The following is a 15,880-nucleotide window of genomic DNA, read 5'->3' on the forward strand; positions in this document are numbered from 1 at the left end:
ATCGCGGAACCACCTTCCACCGGAACCCGACCGTGTCCCGACGCCTTGCCCGCTCCCTGCTCGCCGCCGCCGTGCTGGCTGCCGTGCCTGCACTGTCCATCGCCGCCGACCGCATCACCGGCCACACCTTCGCCACCCGTTCGGAGGTGATCGCCCCGCATGCGATGGCGGCTACCTCGCAGCCGCTGGCCACCCAGATCGCGCTGGACGTGATGAAGGGCGGCGGCTCGGCGGTCGACGCGGCGATCGCGGCCAATGCCGCGCTCGGCTTGATGGAGCCGACCGGCAACGGCATCGGTGGCGACCTGTTCGCCATCGTCTGGGACCCAAAGACGCAGAAGCTCTACGGCTACAACGGCTCGGGCCGCTCGCCGAAGTCGCTCACCCTGGCCGAGTTCCAGCGTCGTGGCCTGAAGGACATCCCGGCCACCGGCCCGTTGCCGGTGTCGGTGCCCGGTGCGGTCGACGGCTGGTTCGCCCTGCACGACCGTTTCGGTCGCAAGCCGATGGCCGATAACCTGGCGCCGGCCATCCGCTACGCCCGCGAGGGCCACCCGGTGGCCGAGGTGATCGCCTACTACTGGGACCGTTCGGTGCCCAAGCTGTCGCAGTACCCGGGCTTCAAGGAGCAGTTCACGATCAACGGCCACGCCCCGCGCAAGGGCGAGATGTGGAAGAACCCGAACCTGGCCAGCACCCTGCAGAAGATCGCCGACGGCGGGCGCGACGCCTTCTACAAGGGCGAGATCGCGCGCACCATCGGTGACTACTTCAAGGCCAACGGTGGCTACCTGAGCTACCAGGACATGGCCGACCACCACGGTGAATGGGTCGAGCCGGTCAGCAGCAACTACCGTGGCTACGATGTCTGGGAGCTGCCACCCAACGGCCAGGGCATCGCTGCGCTTCAGATCCTCAACGTGCTGGAAGGCTACGATTTCTCGAAGATCCCGTTCGGCTCACCCGAGCATGTGCACCTGTTCGTTGAGGCGAAGAAGCTGGCCTTCGCCGACCGTGCGCGCTTCTACGCCGACATGGCATTCCAGCCGGCGCCGGTGCAGAAGCTGATCTCCAAGGAGTACGCCGCGCAGCGCCGCGCGCTGATCTCGATGGACAAGGCCTTGAAGGAAGTGCAGCCGGGCACACCGAAGCAGCTGGAGGAAGGCGACACGATCTACATGACGGTGGCCGACGCCGACGGCATGATGGTCTCGTTGATCCAGTCCAATTACCGCGGCATGGGCAGCGGCATGGCGCCGCCGGGGTTGGGCTTCATCCTGCAGGACCGCGGCGAGATGTTCGTGCTGCAGAAGAACCATCCCAACGGATACGCACCGGGCAAGCGCCCCTTCCAGACGATCATTCCGGCGTTCATCACCAAGGGGGGCAAGCCGTATGCCAGCTTCGGCGTGATGGGCGGCGCGATGCAACCGCAGGGCCATGCGCAGATCGTGATGAACCTGGTGGACTTCGGTATGAACCTGCAGGAAGCCGGTGATGCGCCGCGCATCCAGCACGAAGGCTCGACTGAACCGACGGGTCAGGCCACGGCGATGACCGACGGTGGTGAAGTGAATCTGGAAACCGGCTTCCCGTACGAGACCGTGCGCGCGCTGATGCGCAAGGGGCATCGCATCGTGTTCGCCGACGGTCCGTACGGCGGGTACCAGGCGATCATGCGCGATCCCGAGACCGGGGTGTACTACGGGGCTTCGGAGAGCCGCAAGGACGGGCAGGCGGCGGGGTACTGAGGTTTCCCGGCCACCGGGCTGAGCCCCCTCGCGGCTGAGCGCTGGAGCAGGTTCATGCGCTGGGGCGTGCGGGTGGGAGTGTCGGGGGACGCCGTAAATACGTCCTTGTAGGCTTAGCCGCGCCATCCATGGCGCGGATACCCCCGCCACTCCCACCCGCACGCCCCCCGAAAATTTCCGTGCGCGTCAGCCACGGAAGAGAAGGAAGAAGATCAAGAGCAAAGGCAACAGCGACAGCCGCGCGCTGTGGGTTGGGGTCGGATCCGTTTTCCGAAGGAAAACGGATCCGACCCCTTCTTGTTTTCCGATACACCTGATCCACGCATGGCGTGGATCTACTACCGTCACTGGGAGATCGTCGGAGGCGGGGAGGGGGCAGATGGCGGGACCGTCCACGGCATGGATGCCGTGGCCGAGCCTACAGGGACGTACTTGCGGCGTGTCCCGCCATCTGCCCCCTCCCCGCCAAGCAAGCAGAAGCCCAGAGCCGCCTTGGCTTCTGCACTTGCACTTGCACTTGCTTGAAAAAGCGGTGCAGCCGCAGGCTGCAAAACACCCTCAATCCTGATCGTGCGCGCGCGCTGCCTCGGCCTGCGTCTCCTCCTGCGCCGCCATCTCGCGTGCGATCCACGCATCGATCATGTGCCGCTGGCGCTGCGCCTGCCGTCGCTCGCGGGTGTACTCCTGGTCCAGCACCCGGTACAGGGACACCATCACAAGAAGCATCAGCAGCGCGAACGGCAGCGCAGCGATGGTGATCATGCCCTGCAGCGCCTCCAGTCCCCCTGCCAACAGCAAGGAACCCGCCACGAGCGCAATGCCGACACCCCACGCCACTTTGTGCTTGCGCAATGGCTCGCCCGCGTCGTCCGTGGACATGCTGGCCAGCACAAGTACCGCAGAATCAGCCGAGGTCACGAAGAAGATCATCAGTAGCACCAGCGCAATGCACGACAGCAGCAACGGCAGCGGCATGCTGTCGAACATGGTGAACAGCACCGTTTCATAGCCGTTGCCCAGTGCCTGCAGCAGGTCGGCCTGGCCGAAGATCTGCATCCAGATCGCGGTGCCACCGAACACCGAGAACCAGAAGAAGCCCAGCAGCGTCGGTGCCAGCACCACGCCGATCACGAACTCGCGCACGCTGCGCCCGCGCGAGATGCGCGCGATGAACGAACCCACGAACGGTGCCCAGGAGATCCACCAGGCCCAGTAGAAGATCGTCCAGTCCGCGACCCAGGTGCTGGACGAGAACGGTGACATGCGCAGGCTCATCGTCACCAGCTGATTGAGATAGGAGCCCAACGTCGTCGTGAAGGTGTTGAAGATCGCGCCAGTCGGGCCGAGTACCAGCACCAGCGCGAGCAGCAGTGCAGCCAATGCAAGGTTGAAGTTGGACAGCCATTTCATGCCGCGGCCGACGCCGCTGAGCGTGGACGCCATGTACAGTACGAAAGCCACTGCGATGATGGTCAGCTGCAGCGGCACGCCCGCCTGCACGCCGAACACGCGTTCCACGCCGGCCGCGATCTGTATCGTGCCGAAGCCCAGTGCTGTAGCCACGCCAACCGCGGTGGCGACGACCGCGGAGATGTTGACCATATGCCCGATCCAGCCACGATGGTGACGGCCGATGATCGGTTGCAACATATCGCTGATCTGGCCACGGCCGTTGCGGTTGAACTGGAACCAGGCCATTGCCAGGCCGATCAGCGCATAGATGGCCCACGGGTGCAGGCCCCAATGGAAGAACACATAGCGCATGGCAGCACGCGCGGCGTCCATGCTCTCTGGCGCCAATCCTTCGGGCGGCTTGCTGAAATGCGAGATCGGCTCGGCTGCGCCCCAGAAAACCAGGCCGATGCCCATGCCGGCGGCGAACAGCATCGACATCCAGCTGGCCCGCGAGAACTCCGGCTCGGCGTCTTCGCCGCCGATGCGCAGGTTGCCGAAGCGACCGAAGGCCAGGTACATCAGGAACACCAGGGCCAGGAACACCACCAGCAGGTACAGCCAGCCGATACCGCGGATGAGTTCGCCGAGGATGCTCTGCACCACGGTATTGAAGGGGCCGGGTGCAATACCGGCAAGCAGCACCAGCATCAGAACCAGTGCGATGGAAACACGAAACACCATGAAGGAGCTTCTCCGATCAAGGGATTGAGGGGAGCGAGCAGAGCTTGCAGCGAAGGGCCGGCGGCATGCGGCGCGAACCGGGCAGGGGCCGCGTCGGCGGCGAAGGAAGCATCGGTCGCGGGAGCGCGACGGACGTGCACGTTACTGAACGCGACGTCATGGTTCTGTTAACGAATAGCGATTGGGGTCAGATCCGGAGGCGGGCGGTCTATGCTCTAATGCACACCAAGAAGCGGGGGTACCGGGCCATGTGGCCACGGTTGAGACAGTCCCTTGGAACCTGATCCGGCTCATACCGGCGTAGGGAAGCTTTGCAATGCAGCCGTGCCCGGACTCCGCCCAAGGACCGTCCGTGCGCGGGTGCCGTGCGCCGCCGCTTCGTCCCTGACCTTCCTGGACGATGCCCGATGAACGCACAGCTCTCCGCCCTGCAGCAACAGGCCCAGCAACTCTCCGAATCCGTGACCCGGCCCATTCCCGGCTCGCGAAAGATCCACGTGCCCGGTTCGCGCCCGGATCTGCAGGTGCCGATGCGGGAGATCGCGTTGACCCGCACCCCGACGCTGTTCGGCGGCGAAGAGAATGCACCGGTCACGGTCTACGACACGTCCGGCCCCTACACCGATCCGGACGCGCGTATCGATCTGTCCGCCGGGCTGCCGGCACTGCGTCGCGGCTGGGTGGAGGAACGTGGCGATACCGAGCAGCTCGAAGGCCTGAGTTCGTCGTTCGGGCGTGATCGCGAGCACGACCCGAAGCTTGATGCCGTGCGCTTCCCCGCGCGCAGCCTGCCGCGTCGTGCACGGGCAGGCGCGAACGTCACCCAGATGCACTACGCGCGCCGCGGCATCATCACCCCGGAAATGGAATTCGTTGCCATCCGCGAGAACCAGCGGCTGGAAGCGATCCGCGATGCGGGCCTGCTGCAGCAGCATCCGGGCGAGGCGTTCGGCGCTTCGATCCAGAAGATCATCACCCCGGAGTTCGTGCGGGATGAAATCGCGCGCGGCCGCGCGGTGCTGCCCAACAACATCAACCATCCGGAAAGCGAGCCGATGATCATCGGCCGCAACTTCCTGACCAAGATCAATGCCAACATCGGCAACAGCGCCGTTTCCTCGGGAATCGCCGAGGAGGTAGAGAAACTGGTGTGGGCGATCCGCTGGGGCGGTGACACCGTGATGGACCTGTCCACCGGCAAGCACATCCATGAAACCCGCGAGTGGATCATCCGCAACTCGCCGGTGGCGATCGGTACGGTGCCGATCTACCAGGCGCTGGAGAAGGTCGACGGCCGCGCCGAAGCACTGACCTGGGAGATCTTCCGCGACACACTGATCGAGCAGGCCGAGCAGGGCGTGGACTACTTCACCATCCACGCCGGCGTGCTGCTGCGCTACGTGCCACTCACCGCCAAGCGGGTGACCGGCATCGTCAGCCGCGGGGGCTCGATCATGGCCAAGTGGTGCCTGGCGCACCACAAGGAGAATTTCCTGTACACGCATTTCGAAGAGATCTGCGAAATCATGAAGGCCTATGACGTGACCTTCTCGCTGGGTGACGGCCTGCGCCCGGGCTGCATCGCCGATGCCAATGACGCCGCGCAGTTCGGTGAGCTGGAAACGCTGGGCGAGCTGACGAAGACTGCCTGGAAGCATGATGTGCAGACCATGATCGAGGGCCCCGGCCACGTGCCGATGCAGCTGATCAAGGAGAACATGGACAAGCAACTGCGTGAGTGCGGCGAGGCGCCGTTCTATACGCTGGGGCCGTTGACCACCGATATCGCACCGGGCTACGACCACATCACCAGCGCGATCGGCGCGGCGATGATCGGATGGTTCGGCACGGCCATGCTCTGTTACGTGACGCCGAAGGAGCATCTCGGCCTGCCCAATCGCCAGGACGTGCGCGACGGCATCATGGCCTATCGCATTGCCGCGCATGCAGCCGACCTGGCCAAGGGCCATCCGGGTGCGCAGGTTCGCGACAACGCATTGAGCAAGGCGCGCTTCGAGTTCCGCTGGGAAGACCAGTTCCACCTTGGCCTGGATCCGGAGAAGGCCAAGGAGTTCCATGACGAGACGCTGCCGAAGGATGCGCACAAGCTGGCCCACTTCTGCTCGATGTGCGGCCCGCACTTCTGTTCGATGAAGATCACCCAGGATGTGCGTGACTACGCCGAAGCCGGCATGAAGGAGAAGTCGGAGGAGTTCCGCGCGGCTGGCGCAGAGGTCTACCACCAGGGATGACGAGTAGCCGGGTGCCGGCTGCTGGCCGGCGGCCGGTTGTGCAGGGGCCGGGAGGAGTGCTGGCCAGCGGCCGGCACCACCGCTCATCACGCCGCTCCCCGCTATGCTCCGCGCATCACCCTGGGGGAAGGACACCATGCCCGTTGCCATGACCACCCGTTGGCTGGCCATTGCCCGCCGTCATCCTTCGGCCTGGCTGCTGGGTGCCCAGTTGATCGCGGTGCTGCTGTACCCCGCGCTGGATGACACCGCTGCCGGCCGCGCGGCGCTGGGCATGTTCGGCATGGCGGTACTGGGCCTGGCGCTGTGGGTGGTCCAGCGCAGCCCACTGGGCACCTGGCTGGCACTGCTGCTGGCCATCCCGTCGGTGGTGTTCTCGCTGGCTGGCGCATTGCTCGACCGCAGCGCACTGCTGACCACCGCACAGTTGCTGGAGAGCCTGCTGTACTTCTATACGGCCGGCGCCCTGATTGCCTACATGCTCCAGGACCACAAGGTCACCCGCGACGAACTGTTCGCCGCAGGCGCGACATTCACCTTGCTTGCATGGGCATTTGCGTTCGCATTCGCGGTATGCCAGCAGTGGTACCCGGGCAGCTTCCAGGGCACCGGCGGAGGCTCGCAGCGCAGTTGGATGGAGCTGCTTTATCTCAGCTTCAGCTTGCTGTCTGGAGTCGGCTTGAGTGACGTCGTGCCGTTGCATCCACAGGCACGCGCACTGGTCATGCTGGAGCAGTTTTCCGGCGTGATGTACGTGGCTTTGGTGGTTTCGCGGCTGGTCGGATTGACCATGTTGCGGCGCATGTGAAAATGAACGCCAGATAAAAATTTCGCGCCCGAAAGGGCGCGAATGATGTCGCAAATTATGTGAATTCGTCGGCGAGAGAGAGCCTGATGTCGACCACGCGATAGGCGAGGTAACTTGCATAGGCTAGTATTCGCGCGCTCGATTGTTTTTGCGGTATGCGCCGATGCTTTGTGCGGAGTCTGGCTTTTCGCTGTTCCCAGGACGGGGCGGTATCGAAGGCAAACACTGCCCGGGACCTGTCTCTACTGTGTAGCAGAAAATGAACAGCAGCGAAATCCAGTTCCCGGTATCCGATCGGATCCGGATAGGAGAGTGCACCGTCACTCTGTCCTCGCGCGAAGTCGAGGTCGTCGGCGCGCGTCGCCCGCGCCGGCTGACGCCGAAGGCGCTGGGCGTGCTGCGCGTGCTGCTGCGGCAGCCGGGTCGCGTTGTCACCCGCGACGAGTTGTTCGCCGAGGTATGGCCGGACACGCTGCCGACCAACGATGTGCTGACCCAGGCCGTCACCCAGCTGCGCAAGGCGTTCAGCAACGACGACGACAACGGCCAGGCCTACATCGAAACCATCGCCAAGACAGGCTATCGGCTTCTGGTCCCGGTGCAGGTGCTGGACGATGCCGAGCCCGTGGCCGCAGGCGTCCCCGACGACGAAGGCATGGCCGCGCAGCCGGTGACCACTGCTGCGTTGCCTGCGCATCCACAGGCAGCGCGCCGCCGCTGGCGCCATATCCGTCGGCGCGTGCTGCTGGTGCTGGGCGTGTTGATGCTGGCCACGCTGCTGGTGTTGACCACGCTGCTGCTGCGTCGTGCACCGGCCGGCAGCTCGCCGGTGGAGGCTGCCGTGGAGAACGGTACGCGGGTGATCGGCAGCCCGCAGCGACCGTATCGGTTGATCACCGCAACCAGCGGCTTTGAAACCTACCCCACGCTGTCACCGGACGGTTCGCTGGTGGCCTATGAGGGCGCCAACGAGGATGGCAACGGCGGTGGCGCGATCAAGCTGCAGACCTCCGGCAACGCACCGGCGCGCCAGTTGCTGGCGCCACCGGCCGGTGCCGTCGATCGCTTCCCGAACTGGTCGCCGGATGGTCGCGAAATCGCCTTCGCGCGGTTCTCCGCCGACGGCGGCTGCCAGGTACTGATCGCCAGCGCCACCGGTGGCGCACTGCGCCAGGCCACACGCTGCGATGGGACGGAGCTGCTCAGTTTCGACTGGACGCCAGATGGGCGTGGCCTGGTGTTCGGGAGCATGGTCGGTCGCTACGCGCACCGTGGCATCCGCGTGCTGGACCTGGCCAGTGGCCAGTGGCGCGCGCTGGCCTACAGCGTCGACCAGGATGACTTCGACTACGCACCGCGTTATTCGCCTGATGGGCAATGGCTGGTGTTCGTGCGCAACCCGCAGCTGGGTGATCTGTGGCGGGTGCCAGCCGCAGGCGGTACGCCCGAGCAGTTGACCAACGAAGCGGCAGAGCTGCGCGGCTGGGCCTGGCTGGACGATGGCCGAACCATCGTCTTCGGTCGCCGTGTCGATAGCGAGGCGCGGCTCTATTACCTGGACGTCGAGCGGCACACGTTGCGCGATGCCGGCCTGGATGATGCGCAGTGGCCAGCGGTGTCGCGACGCGGTGGCATGCTGGCGTTCGTCCACCGGCGCGCGCAGTTCGGCGTGTTCAAGGTGCCGATGCAGGGCAGCGGCACGCCCGAGCGACTGTTCGCCTCCAGTGGCCGCGATGGGCAGCCGATGGCAGCGCCTGATGGCCGCCAGCTGGTCTTCACCTCCGATCGTTCCGGCAGCTTCGCCCTGTGGTGGGCGGACATGCAGCGACCGGATTCGCTGCGTCCCATCGAAGGGCTGCGGCCGGAAGCGCGGCAGGCGCCTGACTGGTCGGCCGACAGCCGGCAGTTGCTCGTGGTTGGCCGCGATGCGCATGGGCGCACGGTGCTCTATGAAATCGCGCCACGCGATGAACGCCTGCAACCCTTGCCGGTTCCGGCCGAACAGCCGTTGCAGGCACTGTATGGCGCCTCGCCGCAGCAGCTGTTTGTGGTCGAGCGCGATGCCGACCAGCGCACGCGGTTGAGCCTGTTCGATCGCAGCGTCCAGCCCTGGCGCCGATTGGCCAGCATCGATGGGGTGTCGCAGGCGCGCTTTGACCGGAGCAGTGGCCGCGTGTTGTTCACCCGCTTGGCCGCCGGTGGCCTGTGGTCGGCGGATGCCGCGTTGTCCCCGGCCAGCGTGCAGCAGATCAGCGATGACCGGCCCAGCCGCTGGCGATACCGGGCCTGGACCGTGACCGGCAACAGCGGCATCGGCTACCTCGGTACCTCGACCACGTGTGGCACCACCTTCGTGCGCATCCAGCCCGGCCGCGAGGAGCCGGAACGTTGCCTGGACGCAGAACGGCTCAGCGCCGGCAACGGGCTCAGTGCCAGCGCCGACGGAAAGGACCTGTTCGTGGCGATGGCGGTCAGCGATGGCGCTGACATCGGCGTGATGCGGTTGCCCGAACGCCCGCCTGCACTGTTCCCCGCATTCTCCAAGTTGTTGTTGTTCAAGGGAAATGGGCCTTCGTAATTTCTTCGTCGGGATCTCGTCGCGAATTCGTGGCGATCTCGTCGGACCTTCCTGACGCAGTGCCGCCTGATTTGGCAAAACGGAGTCCTGTACTAGGCAAATCCGTGGTGCCCCCATGCGTCAACTCTCGCTGGCCGATCGCGGCCAAACTGTTTCCCTGGACCGGTCGCTCGACGACGTCGCACCGACCTGCCTGGGCGTGGCCCGGCTGGGCAGCCTGCAGACCGCCGGCTCCAGCTTCACTGTCTGGATGCAGGTGCGTGGCAGCTCGTGGGTCGAGGCCAAGGAAGGGCGCTTCCGCCTGCGCCAGGGCGAGTGGATCGCGTTCGAGAAGGAATCGCGGCCGCTGGTGCAGGCCGGTCGCAACGGGTTGTGCGTTGGCCTGAACCTGAACATCGAAGCGCTTCGCGTGCTGACCGAGATGGCCGACTGCGGCCTGTATGCAGGTCGTGGCCGGATGAACCGCACTGATGCGCGCGTGGCGCTGCGCCTGTGGCGCGACGCGCTGGCCAGCGGCCAGCCGGCGCAGGCCCTGCGCCCGCTGCTGCTGCACCTCGCGGGCCTGCAGCGCGGCCTGGCCGACAACGTGCAGCGCTGCCCGGGCCGCTCGCGCAGCCGCAAGCGCCAGGTGTTCGGCCGCATGCAGCGCGCGCGCCTCTATCTGGAAGGCAACAGCCACCGGGTGGTGCGCATCGGCGAACTGGCCGAGCTGACCAACTTCTCCAGCTGGTACCTGTCCAAGACCTTCCAGAGCCTGTACGAGGAAAGCCCGCAGTCGCTTTCGGCACGGCTGCGCCTCGAACGCGCCGCTGATCTGCTGCGTGACACCGACATGATGGTGGGCGAGGTCGCTGCCGCCAGCGGTTTCGACAACTGCTGCAGCTTCGCGCGTGCGTTCCGCGCCCGCTACGGCCAGTCCGCATCGCGCTTCAGGGAGAACGGCGGCTTGCTCCCGCCACAATCCGCAAAGTCTCCGGTTGGTTCGCGCAAATACAGCGCTGCAACGCAATCGTAACGTGCTGGGGTGTTTTAACACGCTGCTAACACGTACCTTGGAGAGATAGATGAACGTTCGTAATCCCGCAGTGCGGTTCGGCTTGCTGCCGGCCGGCATTGCGCTGGCGCTGGCGCCGGCCTTTGCTTCGGCGCAGGAAGCAAAGGGCACCACCGACCTGGACCGCATTTCGGTCACCGGCTCGCGCATCCGCGGCGCTGCCGTTGAAACCCAGCAGCCGATCGTCACCCTCAGCCGTGAGAACCTGGAAAAGCAGGGCTACACCTCGGTTGCTGACGTCCTGCAGAACCTGACCTCGGCCGGTTCCCCGGCCATTTCGCGTTCGGAGTCGCTGGCTTCGGGCGAGAACGTGGGCGGCTACTACGTCGACATCCGCAACCTGGGCGCCCAGCGCACCCTGGTGCTGATGAACGGCAAGCGCCTGGGCGCAACCACCGCCGGTTACCAGGATCTGAGCCAGATCCCGATGGCGGCCATCGAGCGCATTGAGATCCTGAAGGATGGCGCCTCGGCCATCTACGGTTCGGACGCCATCGCGGCCGTGGTCAACGTGATCACCCGCAAGCGCTTCGACGGCGCTGAAGCCAGCGTCTATGTCGGTCAGTACGGCAAGGGCGACGGCGACACCGAAACCTATTCGTTCACCCTCGGCAGCATGGGCGAGCGCGGCGGTGTCACCATGTCCGCCGAGTATTCCAAGCAGGATCCGGTGTGGGCGAAGGATCGTTGGTTCAGCCGTGACGGCAACGCCGGCCCGAACTACCCGCGTTCGGGCGCCAGCCCGATCAACCAGAAGGGTGGCTTCTGCGACCCGTGCGTCACCCCGAACTTGAAGCAGGGCGAGCCGGGCTATGTCGGCCCGAGCGACCAGCGCTGGTACACCCTGCGTGACGGCGGCAACCCGTCCAACCGCGCCGACTACCGTCTGGAAACCTCTGCTGACGCCGTCAATGCCAACGAGCAGATGATGGTGCAGACCGGTATCGAGCGTAAGTCGCTGTACGTCAACGGCAACTACGACTTCACCGACGCGATCTCGTTCAACGCTGACGTGCTCTACAACGAGCGCAACACCACCCAGCAGATCGCGGGCTATCCGTACCAGTCGGCGTCCTTCGGCACCCCGCTGTCGGCCGACAGCGCGTTCAACCCGACCGGTGAAGACCTGACCTTCCGACGCCGTCTGTGGGAAGTGCCGCGCACCACCGAAAGCCAGGTCAAGACCCTGCGCTTCGCCCCGAGCATCAGCGGCTTCTTCGACTTCGCCGGCAAGACCTTCGACTGGGACGTCGGCGCGCTGTGGAACCGCAACGAAACCACCAAGCGTGGTCACGGCGACATGAGCCTGATCGCATCGGAACAGGCGCTGGGCGCTTCGTTCATCGGTGCTGATGGCGTCGCCCGCTGCGGCACCAGCATGTCCGATCCGCTCGCCACCAGCGGCTGCCGTCCGTGGAACCCGCTGCTGCCGTTCGGCGTTGCCGGTGCCGGTTCGCTGGCCGACCAGGCCACCCAGGACTTCCTGTTCCCGTACTTCACCGATACCGGTCTGACCAAGACCACCAGCTTCACCGCCAACCTGTCGGGTTCGATCGTGACCCTGCCGGCCGGTGACCTGGGCTTCGCCGTGGGCGTCGAGCACCGTAAGGAAGAAGGCCGCTTCTCGCCGGACGCCTTCGCGCAGTCGGGCCAGTCCACCGGCCTGGGCGCGCAGACCACTCAGGGTGAGTACTCGCTGGACGAGGTCTACCTGGAACTGAACGTGCCGGTCCTGGCGGACATGCCGTTTGCCAAGGAACTGACCCTGAATGCTGCGACCCGTTACTCGGATTACAGCAACTTCGGCGACACCCTGAATTCGAAGTTCGGCTTCACCTGGCGTCCGCTGGACGAGCTGCTGGTTCGCGGTACCTGGGCTGAGGGCTTCCGTGCTCCGACCATCGACAACCTGTACGGTGGCCTGAGCAGCAGCTTCGAGTCGTACACCGATCCGTGCGGCATCACCGCGCCGGGTTCGGTCAACGGCAACGCGGCCTGCTCGGCGGCGGGCGTCCCGGTCGGTTACACCCAGCTGGGCCAGGGCCTGATTCCGTGCACCTCGACCCCGTGTGCGACGCCGGACCAGTTCATCTCGGGTGCCAACCCGAACCTGACCCCGGAAACCTCCAAGAGCACCACCATCGGCCTGGTCTGGAGCCCGCGCTGGGTGCAGGGCCTGGACATCTCGCTGGACTGGTACAAGTACGAAATCAGCGACATGATCATCGCTGACAGCGTCGACCGCATCCTGCGTGACTGCTACGTGTTGGGCGATGCTTCGCGTTGCGCCGCACACACCCGTGCAGGCGATGGCCACATCAACGGCATGACCTACGGCCTGGCCAACCTCGGCCAGATGGAAACCCAGGGCTACGACCTGGGCATCAAGTACCGCCTGCCGGAGCTGGCCATCGGCCAGTTCGCGATCGACTGGCAGACGAGCTACCTGGCCAAGTACGACGAGCAGGGCCAGAACGCTGACGGTGACAACATCACCATCGGCCGTGTGGGTGAGCCGGGCCTGTTCCGCGTGCGTTCGAACCTGGGCCTGACCTGGTCGAAGGGTGACTTCGGCGTGGCGTACACCGCGCGTTACTACTCGGGCATGAACGAAGCCTGCGTGGCCAACCGTCCGTGCGACGACGCCGACCGCTACCAGAACGGTGAGAAGTCGCCGCTGCGCAAGACCGGCTCCAACACCTTCCACGACCTGCAGGTCAGCTGGAAGGCACCGTGGGATGCCACCATCGCGCTGGGCGCCAACAACGTGTTCGACCATAAGGGTCCGATCATGTTCACCCAGCCGAACTCGAGCTTCGCCTACTACGGCGGCTTCGACGTGGGTCGCTTCCTGTATATGAAGTACACCCAGCGCTTCTGATCCATCGAAGTGCGGTAGCAGAACGAGGAGGGCGGACCGCAGGGTCCGCCCTTTTCATTTCTGTAAGGAAATTCTGATCATGTCGAGAAGGTGAGTGCAGTCACTGTCTGCTCTTGTCACATTCAGCACAGTGGGCGCGTCCAATACCGGACACTGGGAGATGGATATGAAGCGCACGCTTTTCCGCCAGGTATCGGCCGCGGTCCTGATCTATGCAACGCTGGTGGGCTCGCTGTCCGCACAGAACATCATCGTCTGCGGCGGCGGTGTCTACTGCGAGCAATTCCGGCTGGAGTGCCTGGCCAAGGGCAACGCCCCGGCCCTGTGCGAGCGCCAATGGCGTCTGTGCGTGCTGGACGCCTGTCCGCAGCGCTGAGACAGGAAAAAGGGCGCGTCCGTTGGACGCGCCCTCATGCGAGGCGGAGGCAGGCGCCCGCGTGCCGCTCAGGCGTCAGTGGGTGTCAGTCCCATCAGTGCATTGGCGTGCTCGCGCCATTGCGGCAGTTTGTTCAGCACGCCTGCACGCTGCAGGTAGTCCTCGTCCACCGGGTCGCCATTGACCAGCGCCAGGGCCACGTGCACCGCGCCGGTCACCCAGAAGCTGCGGGTGTTGGCGCGCTGCGGCTGCAGGTGGAAGGCCACCGCTTCGATGATCGGCATCGGCAGGCCCCACAGGCCCAGCAGGTAGGCGCCGGCCTCGGCATGGCCTGGGCGGGCATCGCCGGCCAGCGCGGGCTCGCTGCGCTCGTTGCGCACGCCGGGCAGCAGCAGGCCGATGTCGGCCAGCAGTGCGGCGGTCGCCCCCAGTTCGGCGCTGGACTCGGGCAGCAGGCGTGCGGCCAGCCGGGAGGCGAGCAGTGCGCGCTGCTGCAGTGAGTTGCGCTCGGCAGCCGACAGCGTCGGCGCGGAGAACACTTCGCTGGCCAGCACCAGGTCACGCAGCGTGGCCAGGCCCAGCCGGGTGACCGCGGTGCGCAGGTCGGCAATGGTGCGGCCCTGGCTGAAGAAAGCCGAGTTCGACAGTTGCAGCACCTTGGCCGCGATGGCCGGATCGGCGGCGACCAGCTTGGCCACATCGGCACTGTCGGTATCGTCGTCATGTTCCAGGGCCTGGGTCAGGCTCAGGTACAGGTGCGGTGGCGATGGCAGTTTCTCGATACGGCCGATGGCATCGCGCAGGCGCGGGCTGTCCAGCACTTCGCGCAGTTCTTCCAGGCTGGTCAATGCCTCCAGCAGCACTTCCGGCGCCAGCGGCAGCGGCAGGAAGCGGTGGGCGACACCGATCAGGCGCGCCGGCGGCGGGCGGTTGCCATGGTGCGCATCGACCAGCGCGATGCGGATGGTTTCCGGGCGCAGTGTCCGGATCTGGCCCAGCAGCGTGGTGGCATTGAGATCGGGCAACTGCGGGCAGACGATCACCGCGTCCACGCCCTGCGTGGCCACCGCGGTCATCGCGGTTTGGCCATCGGCGGCGGTCAGCGGCTGCCAGTCTTCCCCAAGATCGGCAATGAATTCGGTCAGCTCAGCCGGCAGGCTGGCTGCATCCCCAACAAGCAGAATACGCACGACACGTTCCCCTGGCTGTCTCGACGATGGATGTCGATGACGTGTGAAGTGACGCAATTTACCTAATACGGCAGCAAGAGTGATGTGCCGTCGTCATGAAACGTGACCCGCATCGCTCCGGCAGGGTATCGCCGGAGCGATGCGGTTCAGGCTCAGGCCTTGCTGTCGAGATGGCGCTGGTGCGCCTCGATCAGGATCTGCTTGGCCTCAGCGGCGCCACCCCAACCGTCCAGCTTGACCCACTTGCCCTTCTCCAGGTCCTTGTAATGCTCGAAGAAGTGGCCAATGCGCTCCAGCCAGTGGCTCGAGACCTGGGCGATGTCTTCGACGTGGGCGTAGCCGCTGAAGATCTTCGAGACCGGCACGGCCAGGATCTTCTCGTCGCTGCCTGCCTCATCGCTCATCTTCAGCACGCCGACCGGACGGCAGCGCACGACCGAGCCGGGCACCAGCGGCAGCGGCAGCACCACCAGCACGTCGGCCGGATCGCCGTCGCCACACAGGGTGCTCGGCACGTAGCCGTAGTTGCACGGATAGCGCATCGGGGTGGACAGGATGCGGTCGACGAAGATCGCGCCGGTTTCCTTGTCCACTTCGTACTTCACCGGTTCCGAGTCCTTCGGGATCTCGATGATGACGTTGATTTCTTCCGGCGGGTTCTTGCCGGGCGAGACGAGTTCCAGGCCCATGGTGTGCTCCAGGTGGGGATATAGACGGATAGCTCACCATTTTATGCCTTTGCCGGGCGCTGTGCAGGGTAGGGCAGGGCCGACCTGGGCGCTCGGCCATGGCGGAGGAGCCAGAGCGGGCTTTCCCGATGGGTTCGACCCGGTCCCCGCGGCAGGCTGGACGTC

General features: G+C 65.5%; 10 protein-coding genes and 1 riboswitch. Of the genes, 7 read left to right on the forward strand and 3 right to left on the reverse strand.

Going from position 1 to position 15,880, the window contains the following annotated elements:
- Window positions 1-32 precede the first annotated feature (32 nt).
- Window positions 33-1,751, forward strand: coding sequence for a gamma-glutamyltransferase (ggt, locus tag ACM0O9_RS06855; protein WP_414604000.1), 1,719 nt, complete (start codon window positions 33-35; stop codon window positions 1,749-1,751).
- Between the two features lie 558 nt (window positions 1,752-2,309).
- On the opposite strand, the gene ACM0O9_RS06860 is transcribed toward ggt, so the two are convergent.
- Entirely contained in the window at window positions 2,310-3,887 is a 1,578-nt protein-coding gene (locus tag ACM0O9_RS06860; protein WP_065178347.1) for a BCCT family transporter, read from the reverse strand.
- A 224-nt stretch (window positions 3,888-4,111) separates the two neighbouring features.
- Window positions 4,112-4,212: riboswitch (TPP riboswitch) on the forward strand.
- A gap of 82 nt (window positions 4,213-4,294) precedes the next feature.
- Between ACM0O9_RS06860 and thiC the strand changes: the two genes are divergently transcribed.
- The 6 genes from thiC (at window position 4,295) to ACM0O9_RS06890 (ending at window position 13,836) form a co-directional block, all read left to right on the forward strand.
- Window positions 4,295-6,139 (forward strand): phosphomethylpyrimidine synthase ThiC, encoded by a 1,845-nt coding sequence (gene thiC / locus ACM0O9_RS06865; RefSeq protein ID WP_065185349.1) that lies wholly within the window; start codon window positions 4,295-4,297, stop codon window positions 6,137-6,139.
- A gap of 136 nt (window positions 6,140-6,275) precedes the next feature.
- Window positions 6,276-6,947, forward strand: coding sequence for an ion channel (locus ACM0O9_RS06870; protein WP_050562719.1), 672 nt, complete (start codon window positions 6,276-6,278; stop codon window positions 6,945-6,947).
- Window positions 6,948-7,206: 259 nt separating this feature from the next.
- Window positions 7,207-9,525 (forward strand): winged helix-turn-helix domain-containing protein, encoded by a 2,319-nt coding sequence (locus ACM0O9_RS06875; RefSeq protein ID WP_414603963.1) that lies wholly within the window; start codon window positions 7,207-7,209, stop codon window positions 9,523-9,525.
- Between the two features lie 115 nt (window positions 9,526-9,640).
- Entirely contained in the window at window positions 9,641-10,540 is a 900-nt protein-coding gene (locus ACM0O9_RS06880; RefSeq protein ID WP_053497516.1) for a helix-turn-helix transcriptional regulator, read from the forward strand.
- A gap of 49 nt (window positions 10,541-10,589) precedes the next feature.
- Complete coding sequence (locus ACM0O9_RS06885) at window positions 10,590-13,460, forward strand: TonB-dependent receptor plug domain-containing protein (RefSeq protein WP_235649112.1); 2,871 nt, start codon at window positions 10,590-10,592, stop codon at window positions 13,458-13,460.
- Between the two features lie 166 nt (window positions 13,461-13,626).
- Complete coding sequence (locus tag ACM0O9_RS06890) at window positions 13,627-13,836, forward strand: hypothetical protein (protein ID WP_032954496.1); 210 nt, start codon at window positions 13,627-13,629, stop codon at window positions 13,834-13,836.
- Window positions 13,837-13,904: 68 nt separating this feature from the next.
- Here the strand turns inward: ACM0O9_RS06890 and ACM0O9_RS06895 are convergent, their stop codons facing one another.
- The gene (locus ACM0O9_RS06895) at window positions 13,905-15,026 is read right to left on the reverse strand and encodes an HDOD domain-containing protein (protein WP_262220353.1); all 1,122 of its coding nucleotides are present in this window, start codon (window positions 15,024-15,026) and stop codon (window positions 13,905-13,907) included.
- A gap of 152 nt (window positions 15,027-15,178) precedes the next feature.
- Window positions 15,179-15,715, reverse strand: coding sequence for an inorganic diphosphatase (gene ppa, locus ACM0O9_RS06900; protein ID WP_005410935.1), 537 nt, complete (start codon window positions 15,713-15,715; stop codon window positions 15,179-15,181).
- Between the last annotated feature and the right edge of the window lie 165 nt (window positions 15,716-15,880).

The organism is Stenotrophomonas sp. FR012 (assembly GCF_047520565.2).
GTDB classification, from domain to species: Bacteria; Pseudomonadota; Gammaproteobacteria; order Xanthomonadales; family Xanthomonadaceae; genus Stenotrophomonas; species Stenotrophomonas sepilia.